The organism is Pedobacter cryoconitis (genome assembly GCF_001590605.1).
In the GTDB taxonomy this organism is placed as follows: domain Bacteria; phylum Bacteroidota; class Bacteroidia; order Sphingobacteriales; family Sphingobacteriaceae; genus Pedobacter; species Pedobacter cryoconitis_A.
Map to the genome: position 1 here is coordinate 1077403 of NZ_CP014504.1, position 26165 is coordinate 1103567.

The 26165-nt window shown below is 36.8% G+C and carries 29 protein-coding genes and 1 tRNA gene; 12 read left to right on the plus strand and 18 right to left on the minus strand.

Annotated features, from left to right (window positions below; translation table 11 throughout):
- Positions 1-14 precede the first annotated feature (14 nt).
- From AY601_RS04615 to AY601_RS04635, 5 genes are all read left to right on the plus strand, one after another.
- Positions 15-2222, plus strand: coding sequence for a peptidase domain-containing ABC transporter (locus AY601_RS04615; protein ID WP_068397117.1), 2208 nt, complete (start codon positions 15-17; stop codon positions 2220-2222).
- A 5-nt stretch (positions 2223-2227) separates the two neighbouring features.
- Complete coding sequence (locus AY601_RS04620) at positions 2228-2950, plus strand: HlyD family secretion protein (protein ID WP_068397120.1); 723 nt, start codon at positions 2228-2230, stop codon at positions 2948-2950.
- Positions 2951-3507: 557 nt separating this feature from the next.
- Positions 3508-4557, plus strand: a complete 1050-nt coding sequence (locus tag AY601_RS04625; protein ID WP_068397123.1) for a hypothetical protein — start codon at positions 3508-3510, stop codon at positions 4555-4557.
- Positions 4558-4562: 5 nt separating this feature from the next.
- Positions 4563-6074, plus strand: coding sequence for a hypothetical protein (locus tag AY601_RS04630; protein WP_068397126.1), 1512 nt, complete (start codon positions 4563-4565; stop codon positions 6072-6074).
- Complete coding sequence (locus AY601_RS04635) at positions 6052-6420, plus strand: ASCH domain-containing protein (RefSeq protein ID WP_068397130.1); 369 nt, start codon at positions 6052-6054, stop codon at positions 6418-6420. The genes AY601_RS04630 and AY601_RS04635 overlap by 23 nt, the downstream gene beginning before the upstream one ends.
- 72 nt (positions 6421-6492) lie before the next feature.
- Here AY601_RS04635 and AY601_RS04640 read toward each other — a convergent pair whose 3' ends face one another.
- The 3 genes from AY601_RS04640 to AY601_RS04650 all read right to left on the minus strand — a co-directional run bounded on the left by AY601_RS04640 (position 6493) and on the right by AY601_RS04650 (position 10442).
- Entirely contained in the window at positions 6493-8268 is a 1776-nt protein-coding gene (locus AY601_RS04640; RefSeq protein ID WP_068397134.1) for a reverse transcriptase domain-containing protein, read from the minus strand.
- Positions 8269-9150: 882 nt separating this feature from the next.
- Positions 9151-10008 carry a DUF4347 domain-containing protein gene (locus tag AY601_RS04645; protein ID WP_198163613.1) on the minus strand — a complete coding sequence of 286 codons (858 nt, stop codon included), beginning with the start codon at positions 10006-10008 and terminating at the stop codon, positions 9151-9153.
- A 128-nt stretch (positions 10009-10136) separates the two neighbouring features.
- On the minus strand, positions 10137-10442 hold the full coding sequence (locus AY601_RS04650; protein WP_068397139.1) for a hypothetical protein: 306 nt from the start codon (positions 10440-10442) through the stop codon (positions 10137-10139).
- Between the two features lie 174 nt (positions 10443-10616).
- On the opposite strand from AY601_RS04650, the gene AY601_RS26295 reads away from it, so the two are divergent.
- The 3 genes from AY601_RS26295 to AY601_RS04665 are packed head-to-tail and all read left to right on the plus strand — an operon-like array spanning position 10617 to position 12166.
- Positions 10617-10883 carry a transposase domain-containing protein gene (locus AY601_RS26295; protein ID WP_068397142.1) on the plus strand — a complete coding sequence of 89 codons (267 nt, stop codon included), beginning with the start codon at positions 10617-10619 and terminating at the stop codon, positions 10881-10883.
- Positions 10884-10941: 58 nt separating this feature from the next.
- On the plus strand, positions 10942-11754 hold the full coding sequence (locus AY601_RS04660) for a hypothetical protein (protein ID WP_068397144.1): 813 nt from the start codon (positions 10942-10944) through the stop codon (positions 11752-11754).
- A 4-nt stretch (positions 11755-11758) separates the two neighbouring features.
- Positions 11759-12166: a hypothetical protein gene (locus AY601_RS04665; RefSeq protein ID WP_068397147.1), complete on the plus strand. Its 408-nt coding sequence runs from the start codon at positions 11759-11761 to the stop codon at positions 12164-12166.
- A 64-nt stretch (positions 12167-12230) separates the two neighbouring features.
- On the opposite strand, the gene AY601_RS04670 is transcribed toward AY601_RS04665, so the two are convergent.
- From AY601_RS04670 to AY601_RS04715, 11 genes are all read right to left on the minus strand, one after another.
- On the minus strand, positions 12231-12890 hold the full coding sequence (locus tag AY601_RS04670; RefSeq protein ID WP_068397150.1) for a hypothetical protein: 660 nt from the start codon (positions 12888-12890) through the stop codon (positions 12231-12233).
- A complete protein-coding gene (locus AY601_RS04675; RefSeq protein WP_068397153.1) occupies positions 12887-13876 on the minus strand; it encodes a relaxase/mobilization nuclease domain-containing protein in 990 nt (329 codons plus the stop codon). Before AY601_RS04675 ends, AY601_RS04670 begins: the two co-directional genes overlap by 4 nt.
- The gene (locus tag AY601_RS04680) at positions 13866-14279 is read right to left on the minus strand and encodes a plasmid mobilization protein (protein ID WP_068397156.1); all 414 of its coding nucleotides are present in this window, start codon (positions 14277-14279) and stop codon (positions 13866-13868) included. The genes AY601_RS04675 and AY601_RS04680 overlap by 11 nt, the downstream gene beginning before the upstream one ends.
- 168 nt (positions 14280-14447) lie before the next feature.
- On the minus strand, positions 14448-14717 hold the full coding sequence (locus AY601_RS25535) for a hypothetical protein (protein WP_157287701.1): 270 nt from the start codon (positions 14715-14717) through the stop codon (positions 14448-14450).
- Positions 14718-14737: 20 nt separating this feature from the next.
- Entirely contained in the window at positions 14738-15016 is a 279-nt protein-coding gene (locus AY601_RS04685; RefSeq protein ID WP_068397160.1) for a helix-turn-helix domain-containing protein, read from the minus strand.
- A 330-nt stretch (positions 15017-15346) separates the two neighbouring features.
- Entirely contained in the window at positions 15347-15922 is a 576-nt protein-coding gene (locus AY601_RS04690; RefSeq protein ID WP_068397168.1) for a hypothetical protein, read from the minus strand.
- Positions 15923-16189: 267 nt separating this feature from the next.
- Entirely contained in the window at positions 16190-16567 is a 378-nt protein-coding gene (locus tag AY601_RS04700; RefSeq protein WP_068397173.1) for a hypothetical protein, read from the minus strand.
- An 11-nt stretch (positions 16568-16578) separates the two neighbouring features.
- Positions 16579-16719 carry a hypothetical protein gene (locus AY601_RS25540; RefSeq protein ID WP_198163614.1) on the minus strand — a complete coding sequence of 47 codons (141 nt, stop codon included), beginning with the start codon at positions 16717-16719 and terminating at the stop codon, positions 16579-16581.
- Positions 16712-17332: a hypothetical protein gene (locus AY601_RS04705; protein WP_157287704.1), complete on the minus strand. Its 621-nt coding sequence runs from the start codon at positions 17330-17332 to the stop codon at positions 16712-16714. Before AY601_RS04705 ends, AY601_RS25540 begins: the two co-directional genes overlap by 8 nt.
- Positions 17333-17359: 27 nt before the next feature.
- Entirely contained in the window at positions 17360-17650 is a 291-nt protein-coding gene (locus AY601_RS04710) for a hypothetical protein (RefSeq protein ID WP_068397181.1), read from the minus strand.
- The gene (locus tag AY601_RS04715; RefSeq protein ID WP_068397186.1) at positions 17640-18542 is read right to left on the minus strand and encodes a HEPN domain-containing protein; all 903 of its coding nucleotides are present in this window, start codon (positions 18540-18542) and stop codon (positions 17640-17642) included. The genes AY601_RS04710 and AY601_RS04715 overlap by 11 nt, the downstream gene beginning before the upstream one ends.
- 128 nt (positions 18543-18670) lie before the next feature.
- Here AY601_RS04715 and AY601_RS04720 point away from each other — a divergent pair, with 128 nt between their 5' ends.
- Entirely contained in the window at positions 18671-19063 is a 393-nt protein-coding gene (locus AY601_RS04720; RefSeq protein ID WP_068397189.1) for a helix-turn-helix domain-containing protein, read from the plus strand.
- A gap of 102 nt (positions 19064-19165) precedes the next feature.
- On the opposite strand, the gene AY601_RS04725 is transcribed toward AY601_RS04720, so the two are convergent.
- The 3 genes from AY601_RS04725 to AY601_RS04735 all read right to left on the minus strand — a co-directional run bounded on the left by AY601_RS04725 (position 19166) and on the right by AY601_RS04735 (position 22887).
- Positions 19166-19468: a tyrosine-type recombinase/integrase gene (locus tag AY601_RS04725; RefSeq protein WP_335340589.1), complete on the minus strand. Its 303-nt coding sequence runs from the start codon at positions 19466-19468 to the stop codon at positions 19166-19168.
- A 37-nt stretch (positions 19469-19505) separates the two neighbouring features.
- The gene (locus tag AY601_RS04730; RefSeq protein ID WP_068397195.1) at positions 19506-21326 is read right to left on the minus strand and encodes a reverse transcriptase/maturase family protein; all 1821 of its coding nucleotides are present in this window, start codon (positions 21324-21326) and stop codon (positions 19506-19508) included.
- Between the two features lie 547 nt (positions 21327-21873).
- Positions 21874-22887 (minus strand): site-specific integrase, encoded by a 1014-nt coding sequence (locus AY601_RS04735; protein WP_068397198.1) that lies wholly within the window; start codon positions 22885-22887, stop codon positions 21874-21876.
- Between the two features lie 204 nt (positions 22888-23091).
- Between AY601_RS04735 and AY601_RS04740 the strand changes: the two genes are divergently transcribed.
- Both AY601_RS04740 and AY601_RS04745 read left to right on the plus strand, forming a co-directional pair.
- Positions 23092-23457 (plus strand): transposase, encoded by a 366-nt coding sequence (locus tag AY601_RS04740; protein WP_068397200.1) that lies wholly within the window; start codon positions 23092-23094, stop codon positions 23455-23457.
- A 10-nt stretch (positions 23458-23467) separates the two neighbouring features.
- A complete protein-coding gene (locus AY601_RS04745) occupies positions 23468-24421 on the plus strand; it encodes a transposase (protein WP_068397203.1) in 954 nt (317 codons plus the stop codon).
- Positions 24422-24529: 108 nt separating this feature from the next.
- Here AY601_RS04745 and AY601_RS04750 read toward each other — a convergent pair.
- A tRNA-Asp gene (locus tag AY601_RS04750) sits at positions 24530-24603 on the minus strand.
- A 376-nt stretch (positions 24604-24979) separates the two neighbouring features.
- Here AY601_RS04750 and AY601_RS04755 point away from each other — a divergent pair.
- Positions 24980-26158 (plus strand): aspartyl/asparaginyl beta-hydroxylase domain-containing protein, encoded by a 1179-nt coding sequence (locus AY601_RS04755; RefSeq protein ID WP_068397206.1) that lies wholly within the window; start codon positions 24980-24982, stop codon positions 26156-26158.
- Positions 26159-26165 lie beyond the last annotated feature (7 nt).

Genomic DNA, 26165 nt, shown 5'->3' on the forward strand with positions numbered 1-26165 from the left:
TCTGTTTGTATTGAATGAGAAGTTTTCCGCATTATTCACAATTTGATTCTATTGATTGCGGGCCCGCCTGCTTGCAGATTATTTCCAGATTTTATGGCAGAGAATATTCCCTCAATTTATTACGTAGTTTAAGTAATGTTGGGCGTGAAGGCGTATCAGTATTGGGTATCTGTCGTGCTGCGGAAAAACTAGGCTTCAACTCTACACCAGTTAAAATTAGCTATTCAGATTTGGCTTCGCGTGTAAATCTTCCGTGTATTGCGCATTGGCAGCAAAATCATTTTCTGGTAGTCTATAAAATAACAGCTAAGTATGTTTATCTCTCGGACCCTGGTTCTTCCAAACAGAAAGTTACTGTTGCTGCTTTTAAAAAAAACTGGATAAGCGATGTTGATGGCGATGAAAAAATTGGAATTGTCATCGCTTTAGAGATGCTACCAGCATTTAAGACTATAAACCTGGAAGATTCAACAATCACGCAAACCAATAAAACAGAAGGGTTGAAATATCTTTTCCAGCATTTGTTCAGTCATAAAAAAGTGATTATTCAAATTGCATTCGGACTATTTTTCAGTACTTTATTTACGCTGATTTTACCCTTTCTTACTCAGGGCATTATAGATTCCGGGATAAAAGACAAAGATATTAATTTTATATACTTACTGATTTTTGGACAAATAGCTATTTATACGGGCCAGTTAGTCATAGAATTTATCCAAAACTGGCTACTGATGTATGTTGGTTCCAAGATTAATGTGACCATGGTCTCTGAGTTTTTATCAAAGATTATGGCTATGCCCATTAAATATTTTGATACTAAACTTTCGGGAGATCTGTTGCAGCGGATAGATGACCATAAAAGAATAGAGAGGTTCCTGACCTCTAAAACGCTGGGACTACTATTCCAGGTGCTATTGTTTGCAGCCTTTGTTACCGTACTTGCCTTCTATAATGTTACCGTATTTATTTGTTTTATGATTGGTACTGTAGCCTATATTGGATGGGTATTGTTATTTCATCGTAAAAGGAGAATACTCGACTTTCAAAAATTTATTGAATTGTCTAAAAATCAATCCAAGCAAATTGAAATTATTAATGGAATGCAGGATATTAAACTGCACAATTCAGAAAGACAGAAACGATGGGAGTGGCAGGAAATACAAGCAAGGTTATTTGACATAAACCTTCGATATTTGTCATTGGAGCAATATCAGCGACTGGGCGCAAAATTTATCAATAGCATTAAAAATATTATTATTACCCTGATCGCGACAAAGGCCGTAATTGCTGGTGAAATGTCTTTAGGCCAGCTAATTGCTATCCAATTTATAGTGGGTGAGCTCAATTCACCATTAAGCTCGGCAATAGATTTCATCCAGTCTTACCAGGAAGCCAAAATCAGCCTGGATAGAATCGGAGAAATGCAGACCCCCCAGACAGCTGGCAATAGCCTTACAGACCATTTGTTACATCCACTTTCTTCTGGATCTTTACAATTAAAAAAAGTCAGTTTCACCTACGCAGGAACACACTATTCAAAGGTTTTGAAAGAAGTCGACCTTCATATTCCTGAAGGCAAAACTACAGCAATTGTTGGGTTGAGTGGTAGCGGTAAAACCACTTTATTAAAGCTTCTGATGAAATTCTACGAACCTACTGAAGGACAGATTATTGTTGGTGATATCAACCTGAAATCTATAAATGAGCATATTTGGCGGGATAAATGTGGTTCTGTACTACAAGATGGATATGTTTTTTCTGATACTATTGCAAGAAATATTGCTTTAGGCGTAGAGAGTATAGATCATGAAAAATTGTTTGAGGCAGCAAAGATTGCTAACATTCAGGAATTTATTGATTCATTACCCTTAGGTTATAATACAAGAATTGGTCCGGAAGGTATAGGTGTAAGTCAGGGGCAGCGCCAACGCTTGCTCATTGCCAGGGCCATTTATAAAAATCCGGATTATATATTTTTTGATGAAGCTACAAACGCTTTGGATGCAAACAATGAAAAAAAGATCATCAGAAATCTTGATGAATTTTTTAAAGGAAGAACAGTGGTCGTTGTTGCACACAGGCTCAGTACGGTGATTAATGCTGATAAAATTTACGTGCTCGAAAATGGATCTATTATTGAATCAGGGTCTCACCGGGAGCTCATTGATAAATCTGGCGCCTATTTTACTTTAATAAAAAATCAATTAGAGTTGGGGAATTAATTAAGATGGAAAAAAAGATTAAACTAATAGACGATAAAACAAATATGATATTGAGCCGTCCTCCTGGATGGGTCTATCGCTGGGGAATGGTAGTGACTATTGCTTCTGTTTGTTTACTTATCTTTTTATCATTTGTTATCCCTTATAAGGAAAGTATCTCCTGTAAGGTTAAGCTTACTACTACACAGCAAATTATGCCAGTGGTAAGCCCTGTAGACGGAATTGTTAGTGAAAAGACATTTTACGAAAACAAAGGAATAAAGGCTAATCAACTTTTATTTACTATTTATGACGTATCACGTAAGAAATACATGGATATAAAGGCGCCTCATTCTGGGCTTTATATGACTTCACGGTTTTTTTTTACAGAAAAAACTTACGTGAAGAAGAATGATACTTTATTTTATATTGCACCAGAAATCACAAGTAATAAAGATCTATATGGCACGGCCTCGGTAAATGCCTTTGAACTATCAAAATTGAGAATTGGCAATCAGGTTCAGCTTAGCATTGAACAATTTGGAAAAGTAATTAGTTTTTTTGGCAGAATCTCTTTTATTTCCCGTATTCCTAATCAGAAAGGAGATTATCCATTTTATATTCTGCTGGATAATAAAGATATCCAGTACTTGACTTCTCATCAACTTATTTATTTTAATCAGGCTGGTACCGCTCAGGTTAACTACCGTAATCAAAAACTGATTTACAAGTTGTTTAACTTTCTGTAATAATTCAAAAGTATTCAAAAGCTTAACAGATGGAGCTTTTTACCCAAAATTTGACCTTGATCTCAACTTTTGGCACTGATCCGATAAATTGAATATTTCGGAGGGTCTGTAAATCAAAAAAGTCTTTAATCATATGATTAAAGACTTTTTTGATTTATCAAGATTAAATCTTGCGGACCGGACGGGTCTTTATGAAAGTAGGCTAACAGCCTTTAAATGACGTTTTTTATGCTTTTTCGATTTTGACTCATGAATTACTCACTAATTTCATAGTATAATATAGCTGCAATGCTATGACACTAATATACGGAAAATATGTGATATCGCAAGAATAACCACCAAACATGCTAAATAGTAATTATTACTAACTAGAAATAAACATTATTTCAGAAGAGACTTAAATGTTTAAAATATTCCTTATCATTACTGTAGTTCAATTAAATGACATAGTAAAAGAGATGTCAAATATATATTGTCATAATTATTTTGGGAGTATAGTTACATACATCACTAAACACTGACAATTTTTTCATGATAATTCTATTTAACGCTCAGAAATGGAAAACAATTTTTTTTTATACAGTGAAACAGAGAATAAAGTACAAATCGAAAGATTTCATATTTGTACTTGGGAATTTAAAACAATTGAATCATTTGTTGAATTTGGTTGTGAAATTAATAAAGAATCCTTGGCTGGTAATGATAACCTCAAATTAAACTTATCTATCTCCTGGCTCAAAAAGGAATGCAAGGTTAAAGATTTATATCTTCAACTTTACGACACAGCTAATAGTAGATTTATATTTAATGATTCAGTATTAGCAACTACTTCTTTAGATGGAGGCGCTAATAGAGCAGGTATAATACACAATTTTGAAGAAAGGGAAGATTTATGCATTCTTCCGGTTGTGTTGCAATTTGAACCAACAAATAAGCTTAGTATCGAAATAGATTTAAAATCTTATAACAAGCAAGATAATAAACCAAACGTCTATTTCAGATTTTACATTATGCCTAAAGGACATTATCTATCAACAAGGAAGTTGGGAATCAATAAATCAACTATAATTTATGATACTAAAATAAATGAGAGAAGAAATATTCCAATAGAACAAAATGCTGAATTTTTAAACAAAAAACTTTGCAATATAAAAAGCTGTTTTTCTTTCAATATATTACCAAACAGATTTGATATGATGTTTTCAGATACATCTCTAAAAAATGTGAGAACCCTTGAGCATTCTTCATTCCATCAATATTTAGGTAAACTAATCGATATACCAAAGGATGAACTTATGGTTGTGTTTAATAAAAAAGATAACCTTACAGCTTTTACCTTTTTCTCCATTTACACAGATGAAAGGATAGGACCCGCACAGTTTATCTATGCAATTTTGGTGAACATAATATGCGGAATATTATTATTTATACCATCATATCGAAAATCTTTTCATCCAGAAATGAAATTTATCAATGTTTGGGGGAATTTACCTGTTGAAATTTATACCGCTATCTTTTTAGTCTGTTTTACATTAGTATGTTTTTTATGGCCAACTCTTAAGTTTTACACTAAATCATTAGTTCAACATGTATTTTATAAAAATTGATTAGGATGAAAGCACTACTAGACACTAATATAATAATACATAGAGAATCAGGAAGGGCATCAAATCAGGATATAGGTATTCTTTTTAAGTGGTTGGATAAGGCCAAGTATCAGAAATGTATCCATCCTGAAACCATAAAGGAGATTAATAAAAACCCTAATAAAGCTACTGTTGATTCTTTTAACATAAAAATGGATAGCTATGAATTATTATTAACCACTGCTCCAATGTCAGCAGAGGTCGAAATGATATCAAATAAATACGATTCAAATCAAAATGACGAAGTAGATTCGATATTATTAAATGAAGTATTTAACTACCGTGTTGATCTACTGATTTCTGAAGATAAAAAAATCCATAAAAAAGCTCTTGAGCTAAAAATATCTGAGAAAGTTTACACAATAAATTCATTTCTGGAAAAAATTTATGCTGAAAATCCAGAGTTAATAGAGTATAAGGTCTTAAGTGTAGAGCAAAGGCTATTTGGTGAATTAGATTTAAGCGATCCCTTCTTTGATACATTAAGAGAGGACTATTTCGGTTTCGACAGATGGTTTAATAAAAAAGCAAATGAAAGGGCATATGTAACTTTCAATAAGGAAAATAATAAAATCCTGTCTTTCTTATATATCAAAAAGGAGGATGAAAATGAATTGTATACAGATTTTAATCCAACCTTTGCTCCAAAGAAAAGACTTAAGGTTGGGACATTTAAAGTTGTTAGCAATGGAGTTAGATTAGGGGAAAGATTCTTGAAAATAATATTTGACAATGCACTTGCACAAAAAGTTGAAGAAATTTACGTGACAATTTTTAACAAAAGAAGTGAACAACTTAGATTAATTTCGCTATTAGAGGAATGGGGATTCAAATTTTTCGGAATAAAGGGTCAAGACGGTGAATTAATATATACCCGAGATTTCACTCCCAGATTTGATTTGCAAGATCTTAAAGGCACTTATCCTTATCTTGGACTAAAAAATAACATATTTCTTTTACCAATATACCCAGAATATCATACCGAATTAATGCCTGACTCAATTCTTCACACTGAATCAAAATCAAATTTTATCGATAATGAGCCTCATAGAAATTCTATTGGTAAGGTATATATTTCTAGATCGTGGGAAAAAAATATTAGAATAGGAGATATTCTTGTCTTTTATAGAACTGGTGGCTATTACAAAAGTGTTGTGACCACGATAGCAGTTGTTGATAATGTTTTCTTTAAGTTTGACGATGAAAACGATTTCATAAAAAAATGTAGAAAAAGGAGTGTCTTTACTGATGAAAAGCTTAGAGAATATTGGAATTATTCCAAAAACAACCGCCCATTCCTAGTTAACTTTTTATATGTTTACTCTTTACCAAATAGAATTAATTTGAAGAGATTAATTGAGCTTGAGGTAATCAAAGATTTGGAGAGTGCTCCAAGAGGTTTTCAAAAAATAACTAAAGAGAAGTTTTACAAAATATTAAAGGACACAAAAAGCGATGAAAGTATTATTGTCGATTAAACCAGAATACGCATTTAAAATATTCGACGGCACAAAAAAATTTGAATTTAGAAAGGTGAGATTTAAAAATCCTAATATAAAGACAGTAATAGTGTACGCTTCTTCACCTGTACAAAAAGTAATTGGAGAATTTGAAATTGAGGACATTCTAAGTCTTGATCCAAAAAAAATCTGGCATATAACTGAAAAATTTTCTGGCATATCAGAGGATTTCTTTTACAAATACTTCGAAAATCGAGAAATCGCGCATGCAATAAAAATTAAAAGTACTAAACGATACATAACGCCACTTTCAATTAAAGAAGATTTTAACGTTTTTCCACCCCAATCATATTTATATCTATAAGATAAGAGATTCAACTCGAGAACCTTTACAATTTCATTAGCTTATAAAATGCTGCTGATAGAATTGTATCGGCTACAATATGGACATTTCAATTTTATTCGATTTCTTTGCTTCATCATTGGCATAGTCAATCACTGTTTGGATATTATCAAATATCAGTTTAAATGCCTCAAAATTAAACGAATCGAACCCATCCACCTTATTAAATATATTTTCCGCAAACTGATTTTTACTTAGTGCAAAGTTTATATTCTCTGTGTTAATAACACCGCTGTCAATTATTTGAACTCGCCTTGCCTGTAACTTATTAACATGTTTAATAGTTAGCTTTTCTTTAGCATGCTGTCCAGTTTCCTTATTAAATTCGTTACTTAAATAGATCCGTCTTCCGTTCTTATCTTTCGTTGTGATTTCTTTATCCGTATAAAAATGCTCAATACATATATCAGTAAATTTCCGATGATCTGGTATAGGAAGAACCATAGAAAATACTTTGTTACCCCATTCCTTAAAAGTGTTTTTTGTCGAAGCCACATTTGCAAGAAAATTTTCATCATCCCTATCGAATAAGCAGATTACAATGGAACCAGTTTCATGACTTTTTGAAAACGTTTCACAAAATTTTAATAGCTCACCATTTGACATCTTATCCTCTTCTTTATAATGATGAAAATGTAAAGACAGATTATGATATAATCCTTGACTTCTAAAATGACTGAATGCGGCTTCAATATGCTTTATATCAGATTTACCTTCAGTAAATAGAATTGGGTCTTTAGAACTTTGAATTTGTCTTCTTATAATTGAAAGCATAACCGATGGAGCTAATACTTTAATCCTAGTGTAAAGCTTTTCGTAAATTCCATCATCTCTTCCTCTAACAATCCCGATATAATTAATCTTACCTGCCAGTTCTTTTGTGTAAGCCAATTCTATATCGCCAGGCATATAGGTTTTGGGATTAAATTTCGAAAAGTGTTCAAAAGCGGCCAAATAAAGTCCATATTTTTCCCATGCATTTAACATTGACTTTACTTGACGAAGATAGTCCCTTTTAATATTTATAAATTTATTAACTATCAAACCGGTAACCTCCTGTCTGTTAGTTTTTAATGCAAATCTTACTTTGTTATAATTAATTTTAAAACCATTCTTGTGGAGAATTTTTTTTATTTCGTTGCTTAATTCAAGCTTATCAGTTTCTATAATACCGATTGATTGTGGTAAGGATTTCAAATTAGTTGAAATAGTAATATCATCAGCATATCGGCTATATAAAACTTTCGATGTTTTTGAAAGTTTCATAAACTGATTATCTAGTTGCCTACAAACGAAATTCGACAATATTGGTGATGTTGGTGCCCCTTGTGGCAAACTTCCATCATGGCAACAAATTCTTGTCAGTGCATTTGATACTTCCTCATTAAAATTAAAAGGGTGATTTAAAAATATGCCCTTAATGCGTCCAAAGCTAATCGATGAAAAAAAATCACTCAAATCTATGTTTACAAGAATCTTCTTATTAATATGTAATTTAGCATTTGTAATGATACTTTTGTTTTGTACGAATCCATGAACAGATGGTTTTCCTGCATATAAATATTGAAATATTATTTGTAATATCTGTTGGATTTCTTTTAACCTTTCAGTTGGGGTGGATATACTCCTTAAATTACCATTTCTTTTTTGAATCTTAAATATTCTATACTTTTTCTCATCTGGAGCATAAAACAAAAAATACTCTAATGCACTAATCCTTAGATTCAGAAATGTAGATAGTTCTTTTATGGAATTTAGTTGTAAAAATCTCTCTAAATATTCAGGGGCTAATTCTTCTTTTTTTTTCATTAAATAAGGTGCTCACTTTATTCTACTTATTATTAAAAGTATTTTATAGTATTATGATTTCGATCAGACAGAATTTCAATCAGACGAATTTTCAATCAGGCGAATATTGTAATAGGATTATATTGTAATTAATATACTAGCATTCCTATAATTGTTGCAGGAATACAACAAAAAGCAATTTTATTGTGAACACCTTATAAAGGCTAATATATAAATATAATTGTATCATATCACTATATTATTGTACACTTAACGATATGTGATAAATTGAGATCACCTCACAGAGATTCATAATGATAAAATATTGCCCAGTAGATCTTTGCCGGATTTCAATTGTCAAAGAATTTAAAAGTCTATTATCTAATAATTTTGTGATAAAACATTAAAACATTATACCTATTGATCTGCTGAATGACAATTGCATGTGCTCTAATACAGCAGTTTTTTTCGTAAACCCAAAGCACCCCCCCCTCGGTTTTGCAGGCCGCAAATGAGCGGAGGGATTTATATAAGCTATGGTGTCTTTGTGGCGATTATACTATATGTTGGATGATAATGTTTCATTATTAATTTCATAAGCTCCCAATACAGTGCGTATTGACATTGAAATGCAGCAAATGGAACCTTTGCTGTAGTGTTAGCTCACTTGGCTATCGCATCAATATGACGGGAGCTGTTTACGATAGAGATCTGTAGAAAATGTAATTCAAAGCACAGGGTGCAGCGGAGTTACTAGCAAAGCAATTTTCTTTCAAGCCGAACTGCAATACATATAGGAATAGGCTATCTATTATTTGTAAAACTAGTAAAGATGTTGAAGGAAGATTACTTATATCACTACGTATGGTCACCCTAGGGAAGTGCAAGGAAAACTGTAACCTTTCATAGTGATTTCAGCCATTGGATAGAATTGGGGTTGACATAAAAGCTTAAGTTTTTATGTTCTATTATAGCTATTGAATCACAATATATAGTAAACATCTCAATGGAACCATTGGCACAAAATATAGTAAGGACTGTCGTAATTTGACCTGGAAATTCTCCGTCAGCATAAAAAATATCTGACTTAAATAATCCAAGCAAAAATGCTTTTACTTGGTCATTTATTATCTTATTTTTAGAGGGCTTATTAACTTCAATAATTTTAGCCTGAATTCGTAAAACACTTTCAAAATCAATACCGGCATCGATATTGATGTCATGTAACAGGGGCGCTGAGATCATAGATACGTTCAAAATCGGAGGGGGTGGATACTCCATAGTTGGTGTCGCCATTTGCCAGGTAGAATTTTCTTCAAATTCCATCCAATTTTGGCTACCTTTATTAACAGCTCTCGTTATTCCTGTTCTTGCCTGTACAGGTACACCCCACATTTTAGCAAGTAAGAACAGTAAGATTGAGCCACCCATTCCAGCTCCGGTATTACAGCTGTAAATCTTTACTAACTTAGTATTATGCATTTTTAACTGCTTCAAGTATTCTAATCCACTCTGATAAGAAGCATGAATAATGTTTTCCTCTGAAGCTACTCCTTGACCATAACCAGTTTCAAGTTGACCTTCATTTCCATGACCGCAAATTTTTATTATTGCCCCATTCATTTCGGTGATTCGTAAATCTGAAGTATACCAGAGTGCAGGAGGCCGGATAACTTTCATTTCTAAAAGTTTATTGTTAATATTCAAAACCAATTGCTGGGTGGTCGAATGCCTCATACTATCTGACAATGAGTTAGCCATGATTCGATTTGCCCCATTATCAGGACCTGTCGACACAGAACTTATAGTCACAGGATCAAGATACCGACGAGGCGTGTCCTCTGGTTCCCTGTAGAATAGAGCTGATATATTTATCATGTCTCGTTATACTAAATCCAACTGCTTGCTCCAATAACATATTCAAACTTTTGACCAGTCGGTCCTGGAATAGGACATGCTAAAAAAATCTCACTTGCTGGTAACACTGTAAATTCCTTCGACTCTGTCAATATTCGATGACCAAACTCATTTAAGGTATAAATATCGATACGAGTCCAAATACTAGTTTTAGAATGACTATTTCTTAAATTTAAACCATATGAAACCCATTCTGGATTACATAGTTTACCAGTAATTATAATACTGATATAGTTAGAAAGTATAGCAGCCTCGGTGTTTAATTCAAACTCTCCCATATTTATTAAGCATTATTTATTACAATTAAGTTTAAATCTGCTTGAAAATACAATTAATTTCTTGAATTGTATGCAAGTTTGTATTCCCATTATTAGGAATATTTTGTTCATTAATCGTCCAGATAAAGGTTAAATTGAGTAAATTAGTATCGAAAGGGATCTAAATATAGATATATGTCCATTGTTAACAACCTAATTGAGTGCAGTATAAGAGGAATTGCCCAGGGACGAAAGAACTTTCTGTTCTGTGGTTCCCATGACAGGGCGCAAAGAAGTGCTATGCTATATTCTTTCATGGGAACATACAAGCTATTAGGCATTAATCCAATGGTCTGGATGATAGATGTGCTGAAAAAAATCAATAAACAGCCCGCAGACCAAACTCAAGATCTTTTACCGCACCGATGGAAAAAGCTGCAGGAAATCGAACCTGTGCTGTAGTGTTAGCTTATTTAATTTCAAATTATATTACATTTGGTTAAATAGAAAATTGCCAAATATGTTTAGAGGTTTTAATTTGAGTTTTTATGATCATCAAATAGATGACTATTATAAGACTGGTTTACAACGTTACAATGAAGACAGACTAGCAGTTAAGGAAGGAACGGAACGTTTTCTTTTGCCAGACGGTAGTTTAGATGGTGAACTCATGGAGTCTGAATGGTTTCCAAATGTTGAGGCTGATGTTTTCATTTCTCATTCTCATGCCGATCAGAAGTTAGCCATAGCATTTTCAGGTTGGTTGTATGAGACGTTTAAGCTTAAATGCTTTATTGATTCTTGCATTTGGGGACAGTCAACAAAACTTTTAAAAAATTTAGATGATAAGTATTGTGTAAGTACGAGACATGATGATGGTAGCGTAAAGACTTTTAGTTATGATACTCGAAATCGTTCTACAAGTCTTGTTTATTTAATGCTATCTACTGCTTTGACCAAAATGATTGACAGAGCAGAATGCCTTATGTTTTTAAACACTCCTGAATCGACTACAACCAAGAAGGTTATTTCAGATTCTACTTATTCGCCTTGGATTTATTCCGAGATTTCAATTAGTCAAATGATTAGAAAGTTGATCCCAGAAAGATATGATAGGCGATCTATAAAATTTTTTAGTAAAGGTGGAGTAGCTGAACCCATCACAGAATCCTTAAAAATGAAATTTGTCATGAGTTTAGGTCATTTAACTGATATTTCTAGCTATGATTTAATTAAATGGGGTGAAAAATACGATGAATTGGGCAGTGATAAAAGATATCCGTTGGATTTATTATATGAAAAATTTCCTATAGATTTGTCCTCTTATAAATAGTAAAATGGAAAAAAAATTAAAGCATCTTGAATTTATCCAGGCTGTAATCACCAGGGCAAATTCAAATTCTTTCTTACTTAAAGGATGGGCTATTACACTTGTTTCTGCTTTAGTTGCATTTGCTGGTGAGGCAAAAAATGCGAATTATGTTGCTGTAACTTTTATAGCTATACCTATTTTTTGGTATTTAGACGCATATTATTTGGCTTTGGAGAGGAAGTTTAGATGGTTATACGATGATATTCGTTTGCTTAAAGATGAAGATATTGATTTTTCAATGGACATTAAACCATATAAAGACAAGAAAAATGTTCAATTTTTTAATTGCTTTAAATCCGGTACAATAGCAACAGTTTACCTTGGGATACTTTCTATTTCCCTCATTCTAATCTACGTTTTTAAGTTTTTATAAATCAATTTAGAAAGAAAAGCCTGATTAGAGAATCAGGCTTTTCTCTTTACTGTATTTAGTGAAATTATAATTTCCCTTTTCTCTTCTTTAACCGTTTGGCTTCTTTTTTAACTTCTGCCGCTTCCTTTGCCGTCTTTTTAGCTGCCGACTCGACTTCTGCTAGAGTAAGTTGTTGGGCTTCCAACTGCTTGGTTTTCTTTTCTATCCCTTTGGGATCTCGATAGTACAACGTATCAGCTTTATAAGCTATGTTTGGTACCATCTGCCGTACTATTCTAAACTTAATATCATTGTCTTTCATCCTACCATTGTCATTCCAGAGATAAACGCAGAGACCTATTGAAACTGCTGATAATGCAAAAAGGACTAACCCTCCAATCATAAAACCTTTGGTTTTGTCTTCAAAGCGGTGAAGTAGTTTGACCCGCATCTCTTTAGGGAAGTTTTTGAAAAGTACTTCCTGCTTCTTGATACTCGCCTCACTGCTCAACATCAACTTTTGCGTAGCAATGATCTGCTGGCTGATTTCTTCCTGTATAGGGGCAGTTTTGTCCTGTTCAGCGTTTTTGATGATCAGCTCTTTTAACTCGTCAAGCTGACCGCTATAATCTTTAACATACATAAGTTTAGCTAATATTTCTTCGGCACTGCTCATTCTTTCCCCTAATTTAATGGTGAGTTCCTGATTGTCCTGTAACTGTTCCTGTATTTCCTGTGTGTTCATCGGCTTATTCCGTTAGATTGTTCCTGATCTGTTTGCTGTCCGGTCTTCTTCTTTTTCTTCTTCCGGTAAATTTTGGCATCGTCCTGATCGCCTGATTGAGCTGGTGCAAATTCCGGGCTTAGCAAGATTTCCAGTAAATTTTTACCCCCGCTAAAGACAGGCTGACTGTCGTGCTGGTAATTTGTCCTTAGTACTTCCCTGATCTGGTGCGCTACAGAAGGACTGTTCTCTATACAGGCAATACGCTGTTGCTCCCTTTGCTGATTGAAATTGAGTTGTGCATTTAAATTGCAATAGCTGAATGTCCTATCAATAGCGGAGCCTTTCATCTTGAATCCGTCTTTCTCAAAAGATATGCCCTGTACTTCATTTGTACCGCTCCTCATTTTAAAGTCAATCTGTATGCCTTTAGCCTGCAAATTGCTTTCTAATCCTTTCCAGCTGACAGACTGTTTGAGCGCTGATTTAATGGCATCGAATAATTCATATCTTGATTTCTCCTTTCCTGTTAATGCGTGACGGTTTACCTGTTCTTTACCTTTTCCTAAATGGTAGCCGTGTTTTAGGGTTATTTCTTTACAGGCTTTGATGTTCTGCCCGTAACTATTGTTATCAGAAATGGTATTGCCCTTGTTGTCTACCCGATTGTAAATGATGTGCATGTGCGGGTTTTTCCCATCATGATGCCTGACCATCACATATTGGGTATTGCGGATATTCATTTTCTCCATGTACTCCTTTGCCCGCTCTACCATGATTTGATCGCTCAACTTGGGCAGGTCCTCATTGCTCCAGCTTAAAACCAGATGTCCCACGGCTTTACCTAATCCCGGTCTTGTTTTCCTTTGCTGGTTAAGATCCTGGGTAATTAAATAAGCATTTTGCATCCGCACACCGTTGGCATCCAAGATTACAGCATCTTTCTTGTCAACGACATAACGGACACAACCGCCAAAGCTTTTTCCTGTAATGGGCTTACCGATCATGTTTAGTAATTTTTAGCATCACTTCTTCTACCTGTGTGAGCATCATCCGGCACTTGGCGGATAAGGACAATAGTCCTTCAACGTGAGCCAAATGGGTAAGCTGGTTCAGGTTGTTGGCAAGCCCTGCCAATAATCTATACCATCCACTTTCCTCTGTAGAAAAGCGGGGCACTATGCCTGCACTTTTTGCCGCCCTTCTAAACCACTCGCTGGGTTTTACACCTGCCCTTTTAGATTTGTCCTCGATCAGTAACCGCTCGGTAGGGGTCAACCTGATCATCAGGATTTCACTTCTTTTGATCCCTTTCTTTGGTCTGCCGGGCAACCGTTTTTTTACAGGCTTTTTATTTTCATCTTTGACTTGCATCCCATTTTCTCCTTTCTCATTTTTCAATGTGACCATCGGGAGCCAACCGAAATTTTTCCCCAAAAGGGAAAAATCGAGTGTTTTTGTATAGCAAAAACATTAACTCGCTCCCTCATTTTCTCCAATTTGTACCGTTATAGAACTTCGTCAGAAGTTCTGCAATCGGGGCAGGAATTTGGTTTCTTCCCGCTGGTTTCAGCCAATTTAATTCTGTCCATCTTCGTTCAATAGCCATATTGAACTGGCATGGGTCGGGTGGTAGGATGGCTCATAAATGATATACCCGAAATCAATTAAATCCTTCAAACATTTGTGATAGGTGGCAATGGACTTAATACGGGAGAAACGCATGAGCCTGCTCCGGCTAACCCGTGTAGCTGCTCCCGGTGAATGATCAGTGCGGAAATAAAATACCACCATCAACAGACTCAAATGGGAAGGCAACAGACGGTGATCGTCTGCTGCTCTTTTCATAAAAGTGGTGGGCGGGTAATTCATACCGCACCTCCTTCCTCTGGGCTGTCCCCAAGCATATGATTAAGATCTTCAGATTTGTAGTACATCGTTCCCCCGACCTTTTTAAAATGAAGTGTGCCATTGATACGAAGGTTCTGCAATGTTCCCGGTGAGATACTTAATATCTTTCTGACTTCGGCACTTTTTAGCCAGGTCTTTGCAAATGGCTGTTGTGGCTGTAGTACTTCTTTAAGTTCTGCGATCAGTTCTGATTTAAAAAATTTTAAATCTTCCGGGGTGATAATGTCAATATTCATAAGATCATATTCAGGTGAAACAATAGGTATAACTGAATAGCTGTGTATCTGATCAGCTATATCGCTGTAGGCATGGCTATACAGTTAGGTACTGTTTTCAAAGAAGCGGTGATCTTGAAATCGGGCGAATGTGGTCTTTTTTGGATTCATCTGTTTGCATTTTGATATGACTCAAAGGAACAGGATTGACCAACATGTTCATGACCCTTCAAAAAACGAGGGTAACGGGATTAGAAGAGATATTAATGTAAGGCATAGTTAAGCCATTATCTACCAAATAGATACAAATAGTATGGCGATGAAGAAAAAGGAAGGGGAATGAGACGCTAATTAAGCTCTCTTTTTTGCGGGCATGATTTTAAAGAGCTTTTTGTTTGCTGGAACGGGTGCGTGTTTCACACTTGATGGGTTGTTATTGTCGGCAGGGAAGTACCTTTTCAAGGTGCTCAACTTAATTTCCTCATGATCTTCTGTGAAGTAATTGTTAATCATTTTCATCCAGACAGCCTGTGTTCTGGAAAATAACAACTCCTTGCCATCGTCCAATTTTAGGTCTTGCAGTTGCAGCAACAGGTCAACCAGAACTAAATAACTATCGGGATGAAGATTGATTTTATCAGTGGTTTCTTTCGATTTATACATTTTTACTTCCTCGTCACGCTCCATCAATTTATTGGTCAGTCTGTGGTTTTCCATTTGCAAGCGTACATTAATGGCCTTTTCAGTTTCATGGGAGTTCCATTTGTCAACAGAGAGCAGAAAATGAGTAAGACTTCTTAAATGCTCGATTTCCTGCTGATCCCGTACGTGGTTTTTACTTTCATAAATATCTTTCTCCACCAGTGTCTTTAAGCGGGTTTCGATCAGGCTCCAAAACCTCTTAAAAAAAATACTCTTCCTTGCCATCTGTATTTTTGCCCAAATAATATTTCAGATGATGGTTGTAAAATTCTGCCCATCTACTGGCATCAATGGCGAAGATTCTTAAAAAGAAATGCTTTAAAAAGCTCTTTTTATTCCAATGCAAGTAATTGCCAATGTCTAATTTATTCTTAGAGAAATCAAAAGTGTCTCGTGGTCGGAAATAGTCTAAACTCATAGGATGTGATTATATCCAAATATAACCAAAACCCTTGGTGATATTCCTTAAAGTTGTGGGAGGTTTAATTAGAGTTAAAGACTATCTGTAATGTATTTCGCCCGTTCTGCAAGTACAATTTTCAGCCATTGCCTCATAATGTTCCTTCCGGTGGTTAAAGAGGTTTCGCATGATGCCGGATTAGCATCATAATTATATTGCATGGCCTGATCAAAGGTATCCAGATAACGTTCTTCGAGTTCCCTGTTTACTTCATAATGGGATAATTCCACCTCTAAAAATTGAAGAAAAAACAGCGTGCCCCAGCGATTATTGTTACTGGGGCTACTATAGTATTCAGGCAGGGATACCTGATTGATGAACTGCTGTACAAAATATTCTGGATTGATCTGGTAGATCGAACACAGGGTCTCAAAGTCTTCTGACAAGGTAATGTGAATAGTGGTTTCCATAGGGCATAGGTTTAATTGGGGTTCATGGTCTGATAATGTATGTGGTAAAAATCCCGAAGCGTGTCTACCTTTCTTTTAATGTCACGGATAATGTAAACTTCCAGACGGAGTTCTTCCAGCCGGTCGTAGAAATCAATCTCCCAATCAGTCAATTCTATCCTGATATGTGGATTTCTGCCAAGACCATTGGCGATTTTCAAAAAAAAAAGTATTGACGAAATTGGAGTATCCTTTTAGTCCAAAACCTACGTCGGCATCCGCTACAGAGATATAGCCCATGAAATATTCCAGAAATTCTTTTGGATAACAGTCATATACCTCACAAAGCACACAAAAGTCCTTACTTAATTTTAAGGCAGAATAGTCATCAAGATAGATCATATCAGATGGCGTATATAGGCGCTCCATTGCATCAAAGATGTTCTCCACAAAACAGCGGGTGTAACTGCGTTTGGTAGTGGTTTTCCATCCTCTTCGTTTCATATGGGCAAGGAGTTCAATTTGTCCCATATTACGCAAAAATAGTTCCCTGCATTTCCTCATTCCTGTACTGAGGATACGGGGCTTTTTCTTCCTTCTGTAACAGAAGATCAGGCAGTGGCAAGCCTCTGAAAATCCCTCATGATAGGTATTGTTGATAATGTCATAGACTGTTACATGATCAATAAACACCTGCAAGACCTCTGCCACATCCATTTTATATAAACTACAGGCTACTTTAAATTCCATCGGAATAAGGATGAGTTCATTTTTCTTCTGTCTCATTACCATAAATTTAAAATCAACAATGTATTATTTGGTCTGCATCTTGGTATAGAGGTAGCTGGCATCTAAAAACTCCATAAACTGGGTATAAAAGCACAGCATATCTTTGATGGTTTCTTCGTTGGCATATTGTGAAGACTGGATTACCCATCCTTTATACAATTCCCAAAAATTCTCCCTTGTTTCGTGGATAGGGAAATCGTGAAAGAAATAATCCATAGTTTCAAAAGGATCCTTAATCTCCCGTGCTTGCAGGCGGGTCGGCTGGTAATTCAGCTCTTTCATTATCTTCTTCCTTTTCATGGCTTTAGGCTTCATCAATTTTTAATTCACTTTCCCCTTTTAGCTCTTTGTATACAAGGGCTTCATGCTCTAATTCTTCAATTTTAGCAAGGCACATCTCTTTAACAAGGTCTACAAATGCAGATACACGGTTATACAGATGATTGGCATCCTGCGCACTAACTTTAAAACCTTCACCGTAACGTGAGCCGGAATAACTTTTCATTAAGAGGTTAAAGAGTCTTTCATCTTCGGGATTGCCTGATAAAAATGTTTGTAGTGGTTTTTCAGAAAATGCGGTGCATAATCGCAGCATGCGTAACAAGTTATGCACTTCTGTTCGGTAGGCAATATGTACCCTGACCACCAAAATACAGCACTGTTCAACAACTTGGTGTAGCATAAAAGTGGATACATTATAATCCTCTTTAGACAGGCATTCCCCTGCACCACGTAAAAATCCTTCGGCAAGGGGCATGCGATGGTGATAATGTTTTTGTGCTTTTTTTGCAGATTGAGTGGGAATGAACTTTTCCATGAAATCAAAATTGCCCATACCGTCACGACTATATAACAACTGTCCGGTAGTATAAACGGTCATGAAAAATCGGTTATTGGCTTTAATTGCAGCCAAAATACTTTCCTGACCTTGACAGATGATCCCAATCCTGCCATGTTGATAGTAAGTATTGGAAAATTCCTGTACCTCGTGATCAATACGGGTGGCAGTTTCTGTTACCATCAGTAAACTATAGTTGCTGTAATGGCTGTTTTGGTGATCTTTAAAACAGCCTGTAGTTTCCGTTAATACTTTGGTTTTGGCAAAACAGAAAAGCTGTAGGGGTTGAAACTTGTCGACCAGGCTTTGGACAAATCTTTTGAAGTAGCCCGTTTGGTGATCTGTTGCTGAAAGAATGTGCATTTCCATATCAGTTGGTTTTTGATTTATTTAAATCAAAAATGCCGGGTAACACTGCTGTGATCTACTAATTTCACTGGTGGTTTACTAAAAAATCTTGGTAGTTTACTATCGTAAAAATCATTATATTTGTTATTATGGAAACACCTACTAAATCTAGCAAAATGCACTTAGGCCGAAAGATCAGAGGAATACGGGAACTTCGGAATATAAAACAAGATTATTTGGCTACTCAACTTGGTGTGAGCCAACAGACGATTTCAAATATTGAGCAGAGCGAAGAAGTAGAAGAAACTACCTTAGATAAAATTGCGAAGGTCTTAGGGATTTCAGTTGAGGGGATCAAAAATTTCACGGAAGAGGCTGTAGTCAATTTTTTTAATACATTCAACGATACTAGTGCATTTAATAATCATTGCACCTTCAACCCATTAGATAAATTAATGGAAGTCGTTGAGGAAAATAAACAACTATATGAACGCTTACTTGCAAGTGAGCGTGAAAAAATTGAGTTGCTGAAAAAATCATAAGCAAAAAAAAGTGGCATGATCAGGTGACCATGCCGCTTATCTAAATTAACGCTCTCCACATAAAGACGTTTGATAAAGGGAAATATTGTGTACCCTATAAAATTACGCTGCCTCTGATTTATTTTTCAGTACTTCCATATCTTCACCCACCTTGTTATCCATGATCTTGGCATAAATCTGCGTAGTTTTTATGCTGGTATGCCCAAGCATCTTACTTACGCTTTCAATTGGGATACCATTTGCCATAGTTACGGTGGTAGCAAAAGCAACTCTGGCAACCTTGAACGTTAGATGTTTTTCTACTGCGCTTAAATCTGCAACCTCTTTCAGTGGGCTAGGCCAACAGCGCTTTGCCACCTTGCGGTGGTAAGTCTCTGCTAACCCGCCCCCGAACCGTACGTACATGTCTCCATGTATACGGCTCTCCATTGTCAACATAACCTTACTGATCATAGTTTTTGTGGATTAATGCACCGCAATCTTGACAGACTGCGAGTGTTTTACGATGGCGTTTGATCATCACTGCATTCCATTTGGTATCAGCTTTAAGCTGATTAATGTTACGTACGTGATGCATCACGAGGTCTCCCATTACACCGCAAAGTTCACACTTTCTCTCTCTGAGCCTTTCCACAAGTGTGGGGGCAGGAAGATACATGGTATTGGGAGCCTTGTCGTAATAATTATCCTCGTAGATGTCTTTGAAGCGTTTACATCTGAATCCCCCATTATACCACACTCTTTGTTTCGCGTTGCCTTTATTATCCCTATAGGGGATGACCACATCCGTCCCGTCTCTATACTTCTCAAGTATTTGTCCGACAGTTCTTTTGTGCTTACGGCCGAGCGTTTTGAGCATGCTATATTTCATGAAGTAATTGAACTTCCATCCCCGATAGCCGATGTTGTCTGCGATGGAATAGTAGTTGTAGAATCCCCGCAATTCAAGATTGTATTGCGCCATGATATCTGCACCTTGCCTATTCACCATATACTTGCGAGACGATGGCTTAAGCGTTTGTTTCCTGTCTACTTGTGTGATAAGCACAGCGTTATAGGACTGAAGTCGCTTAAGTACGGTTTCGTAAGATAAATTTAAGACAATTGTTCCTGACCACGGACGGCGCTGTAGTCCACATCGTGTACGCGTGTGGTCCATGGACCGGCGTGCAGTGATTTCGTATCCAAGGAATTTTGCGGGTTCTTGTGCGCTGGTAATCAAACTCTTCTCTTCAGACATTTCCAATTTGAGTTTTTCACTCATGAAAGTGGTAATATCAGCTTTGATTTTTTCACATTCTCCCTTGCTGCCGATTACTCCGATGAGGAAGTCATCAGCATACCTTATGTACTTCAATCTTTTGAACGTGTCATCCATGTCCCTTGTTGCTGGAATATCCAGCATTTCCGTACGCATTTCGGCCATTTTCAATTTCAGTTCAGCTTTGCGGTTTTCATCCGTTTCCGCTTCCAGTTTCCATCGTAATGCATTTCTCTGATTCCGGTTACGCTGATACTCAGTGGTTAGTCTACGTGATTTGCCTTTATTGAAACTTTCTGCATACTGTTTTACATACTTATCGAACTTGTCAAGGTAGATGTTAGCCAGGATAGGACTAATGATTCCGCCTTGCGGTGTTCCTGAGTAGGTATTGTTGTATGTCCAGTTCTCCATATAGCCAGCATTCAGGAACTTACGGATTAAACGCAGGAAACGATCATCAGAGATACGTTCTCTGAGGATATCGATCATTACATTATGGTTGATATTATCAAAGAAACCTTTAATATCGCCCTCAATAAACCATCGTGTTCCCTTGAATGTAACCTTAATGTCCCTTAATGCCGTGTGGCAGCTTCTGTTGGGACGGAAGCCATGTGAGGTGTCTTCAAATTGCCCCTCATAGATGGCTTTCAGAATCATATGTACCACTTCCTGCACGAGTTTATCCTCAAAAGAGGGAATACCCAACGGGCGTTTCGTTCCATTCTTCTTGGGTATATACACCCGGCGGGCAGGATGAGGCTGATACGATTCGTCTCTCAGACTTGCCACAAGTTTCTGAATGCGGTGAATGCTCATTCTGTCGACGGTTCTGCCGTCGGTGCCCGGCGTCATATTACCTTGATTGGCATATTTACGCTGATAGGCGATGAAAAACATTTCCTCATTAAACAGAATTCGGTAGAGCCTTTGGTAACGGTAGCCCGAATCTTTGCTATGTTCGCATAAAGCGTTTAATACTTGCACTGGATCTCTCATACGTCTCACACGTTTTCCTTAGTTTGTATTAAGTTGACAACTGCTTCCCTTCGCCATGTACAGGGTATTACCCTGCTCGGACTACTACGGAAGCTCCGTTTCCATATCGGGTATTCAGTATCTTTATACATAGCCCTTTTTTTTTTTATATGGGCATCCCGACTTAGGAAATCCCCGTTTAGCTTCGTAATGACTGTTAGCGCGACAGACTGTCGGATGCGACTTTCGTTCTTTTCTCCGCTTATTGCGGTTGTGCCGTAGCGGTGTTCTATGCTCTCAAAGGCTACCTGTCAATTGAGATAGCTACGGTGTGACAATACAACTGCCTTTCGTCACAGGTTCAACATGCCCCACTGAACTATCATTCAACCAGTATAGGCTTCATCCTCGTGTCTGTCTTTCTCCCCAGCAATGCACTCGCCTTTGGCAATTAAAGCGGCCATGCTGTAAACCGACATGCTACACTCCCTATCAGGTTTCCCCTCCAGATAAGTCGGTCGGGAGTAGACTTGGAACCTAGTCTAGTCTCTTGCTAAAGAGACATTCATTACGCAACCTTTACGGGCGCACGATAAGCGTTCATTTTTTGGTTGCTGTTCATAGGTAGCACCAAGCCAGTATCAACACAAAGTGGATGATCAGCATATCGTTCAAAAATTTCTAAAGCAATTGGCAATAATGGAACATTACAAGGAATACCAGACTTATGCCTTTTTTTAATAATCCATAGTGATTGGTCAATGCCAGTAACAACTTCTGATTTCCTTAGCTCCACCAAATCAATAAAACTTAAACCTGTATAACAGCAGAAAATAAAAGCATCACGGACAATCCTTAGCCGCTCTATTGCAAATACTTTATTATAAATAGCTTGTATATCGGTAGGCATAAGAATTACCTGCTCAACCTTTGTAATTTTGTTTTTATGAGCTATAAAGGGATCATAGGTCATCCAACGATTTGCAAGGCAGATCCTTATTACTTTACCAAGATTTTTAATATGTTTTACTGCTGCGTTATTTGCACAACGGCATTTGCTTCTCAAATAAAAATCAAATTCGGTAATAAAATAGTTGTCTACTTTTTCAACGAGTAGATCAATAACTTTAAATTTATGCAGAATGAATGATGTAGTATGCATTAAAGTGGTATTGTACTTACTTAGGGTTCCTTTTGTAAAGTCTTTTCCTATCAGTGCTTCCATCTTATCATTATGGTCTTGAAAAGCAGTGAGCAGAGTATGTGCCTTTTTCTCAATTCCTAAAAACTTATTTTTAAGGGATAATGCTGTAATCTCCTTATCTGCTTTAAATAGATCAGTATGTGCCTGATCTACCTTATCTTCAACTATTTTAAGATAGGTATTGATTGTTTTTGCATCTTCTTTTTTTCCGTCTAAGCGGTTAATCTGCGGATTCCAGCGTTCTGGATCGCATTGTTTTCCAATTGATAATTCTTTAGGTACTCCATTTACAGTAATACGCATGTAAATTGGCATTGTGCCAGCAACATAATTTTTTGGCTTCTTCAAATAGAAGAGCAGGCTAAATGTGTTTTTCATCTTTTTCAGATTAGAGTTAAACAAAATTAGCGTTGCAGCTATAGGCAGTCAAGATGTTCAGATTATGAACTAGCTGTAATACAATTATTTACATGCTTTTCAGTGAGTAAGGCATCCGCCTTGATTGACTCACTGAATTAGGATCAATACCAAAACTTGTGGGGAAGCGTGAAAATTTTTAGTTTTGGGCTTTGAATTTTACAGATGTTATCAAGTTACCAAGAGCTCCTACGTTTATTATTACCCGATTTTATATTAGAGAATTTTGAGTTGAAATCTGCTCGTAAAGAGCATGATATTTTACATATTGATCTGGAAGAGGTGAATTCTATTCCAGTGGCATTTGAAAATGATAAACTGGAGTCCAAAGGTTTCTTTCCTACCATCACCGTCCAGGATTTCCCCATGCGCGGACATCAGGTCTTTTTTCATATCAAACGACGCAGATGGCTGAACCATACCACAGGAAAAGTGGCTTACCGAGACTGGAGCCTGGTTGCTAAGGGAACGCGAATGACAGGGGAATTCGCGGCTTTTTTAAAACAACTCAGTCAGTACCGCCCCGAATGATATTCAAACGATCGGGAACTTTTATGGAGTAAAAGGCAGAAATCTTGGGCGTCAGTACAAGGATTTTTTGAGTGGTTTTAAGAGTTGGGATCAAAAAGAACATGCCAGTAAATGGTTGCTTTATCCAGACAATCTGGGTACACAACTTTCCATAGATGAAACCAGCGTGTCCCATGGCGAGCTTTATACCATTGTCACTAATAAAGCTGCCAAAGGCAAAAAAGGGGCAATTGTAGCGATTGTTGCAGGTGTAAAAGCAGAAACTGTCATTGAAGTGCTTAGAAAAATTCCATTGAATAAAAGGCGGAAGGTGAAAGAAATTACGTTGGATATGGCTGGTAATATGGAACTGATTGCCAAAAGAGCATTTCCTGTTGCGGTCAGGGTAACCGACAGGTTTCATGTACAGCAACTGGCCACAGAAGCCTTGCAGGAAATGCGAATCAAGCACCGATGGGCAGCATTGGATGCCGAAAATGAAGCGATAGAAAAGGCGAAAAAAGAGAACTATGATTTCCAGTCCAGCTTTCTCCCTAATGGGGATACCCTCAAGCAATTACTGGCCAGAAGCAGATACGTTTTGTATAAACGTGCTGAATATTGGACTCAAAGTCAAAAAGAAAGAGCAGATCTGTTATTTGAGCATTATCCGGATCTGAAGCAGGCCTATGATTTAAGTATGAACCTCAGCAATATCTTTGAAAAAACTACCGATAAAGTGTATGGTTTGGCCAGGTTGGCCAGATGGCACGAAAAGGTAAGGCAAGCGGGATTTAAAGCTTTTAATACCATTTCAATAACCATTGAAAATCACTATCAAACGATCTTGAATTATTTCGACAACAGATCTACCAATGCTTCTGCGGAATCTTTTAATGCCAAACTCAAAGCTTTTAGATCCCAATTCAGGGGGGTGAGAAATATCGAATTTTTCTTGTACAGACTATCTCGGATTTACGCCTAATTTAATTCAGCCCCACAAGTTTTGGTATTGATCCCCATAAAGGGTGGAATATGGGGCTCGAACTCAAAAACAAAAAACCCTCAACTTTTTCAAGTTAAGGGTTTTTAGCGGACCGGACGGGACTCGAACCCGCGACCTCCGCCGTGACAGGGCGGCATTCTAACCAGCTGAACTACCGGTCCGTTCTCCTTTGCTCTTAACTCACATAAATGTTTGTTTAGATGCGCTTGGGGCTGCAAATATACATTGTTTAATTAAAAAATAGCCTAAAAATCACTTATTTTCATAGATATTGCATAACTCGCTGGATGTGAGTGTGATTTATTACAAAGACTTGTTTCCTGATATTTTGAAAACAAAAGTTAACCTCTGATTAGCACTGGTGCAAACTTAAGCAATTGAATAAAAACAGTTCAAGCGGGTGTTTTAATGGCTAATACGTTTATTTAACGACAGCTAAACAATATTGAAATAACATTTTAAATTGCGGTATTTCAACATTAACTTGTACGCATAGAACTGACAGCTATATTTTTATTGGTCAGCTATTGATATACTATGATTGTTTGTGCTAAAGTAACAGTATTCCCGGAATATGCTTTGATGCTTCAGGAGGTTAAATCTGCCTCGCCGCATTGGGATAATCATTTTAATAGCGGTAACTATGAAGGTAACTGGAAAGTATTACCATTAAGATCAATCGGGGGACAGAATACTATTATTCCGGGTTTAACAGCAAATGATATTTTTGCAGATCATCCGAATCTGGATATGTTCCCGTCTATCCGAAAATTACTGGCCGCTTTTCAGTGTACAGTCAAATCTGTAAGATTATTAAATCTGGCCGCCGGGGCAGTAATCAAGCCACATTCTGATCAAGAACTTTCTTTTGAACAAGGAGAAGCAAGACTGCATATTCCCCTGATCACAAATCCGGATGTCGCATTTTATGTCCAGGATGAGCGGATAACCATGCAGCCGGGAGAATGCTGGTATATGAATGCTAACCTGCAGCATCACGTTACAAATGGAGGGAAAACGGACCGGATACATCTGGTCATAGATTGTGAAGTAAATACCTGGTTACGGGACCTGATAAATTCAGCTGATTACATCAGTCGTAGACCTGCTTATAGCCAGCAACAGCTCCTTGATATGATTTGTGAATTAAGAAATCAGAGTACCTTAACAGCGAATCAGCTGGCAGATGAGTTTGAAAAGCAGTATGATCAATATTGTCCTCTGGATCAGATTTTATCCTTCTTGCAAGAGATAGGGCTGGCATATCAGCTGGAAACAATTGAAGAAGATACTTTTTTACCCGGTCTTAAAATGCGGAATGGTGCTTTGGTGATCGATACAAATCGATTGCTTTATCCGGGTGATGTGTTACATGAAGCCGGGCATCTGGCCTGTATGCCGCCCGGTACCAGGCAAAATATGAATGATAAGCTGGAAGATTGTGATATGCACAGGGGTGGAGAAATGATGGCTATCGCCTGGTCATATGCAGCCTGTATCTTTCTTAAAATAGATCCTGAAATTGTATTTCACCCTGATGGATATAAGGGTGCAGGGCAAAATCTAATCCAGAACTTTGATGCTGGGAATATCATTGGTTTACCCTTGTTACAATGGTATGGGATGAGTTATGACAAGTCAACAGCAGCGGCATCCGGACATCAACCTTTTCCCCATATGATAAGCTGGACTTGTCTGAATCAACCTTTTGAATAATATTTTA